Here is a 516-nt window from a genome sequence, read left to right as displayed (position 1 = left end):
GACGAGCTGGACCGCGCCCTGACCGCCTTTGGCAAGGTGGGCAAAGAGCTGGAAGTGATCTGATGCGACCCAACACCATGAAAGCGCTTGAGAAATCCAAGCCCGCGGAAGGTCTGTGGATGATTCAAGCCCCGGTGCCTGAAATTGGTGCGGATGAGGTCCTGATCCGGATCAACAAGACGGGCATCTGCGGTACGGATATTCACATCTGGAACTGGGATGAATGGGCCGCGCACACAGTGCCCGTGCCGATGATCACCGGCCATGAGTTCGCCGGTGAGATTGTCGAGGTCGGGCGCAATGTGACCGGGTTGGCGGTAGGCCAAAGATGCTCGGGCGAGGGTCATCTGATCACCAATGACAGCCGTCAGAGCCGCGCGGGGAAGTTCCATCTGGACCCCGGCACGCGCGGCATTGGTGTGAACGAACAGGGGGCCTTTGCCCAGTACCTCAAACTGCCTGCTTTCAACGTAGTCCCCTTGCCCGACGACGTGCCAGACGAAATCGGAGCCATTC

1 protein-coding gene is annotated in these 516 nt (G+C 59.9%); it reads left to right on the top strand.

Features of this window, described 5'->3' with window-relative positions:
* Positions 1-77: 77 nt before the first annotated feature.
* Positions 78-516, top strand: a 439-nt coding sequence (locus ACR0E6_RS23135) for an alcohol dehydrogenase catalytic domain-containing protein (protein WP_480587842.1), incomplete at its 3' end; no start/stop codon positions are given.

The sequence above is a fragment of the Ruegeria sp. AP12 genome, from assembly GCF_056540025.1.
This window is presented reverse-complemented; position numbering and strand designations above follow the sequence as displayed.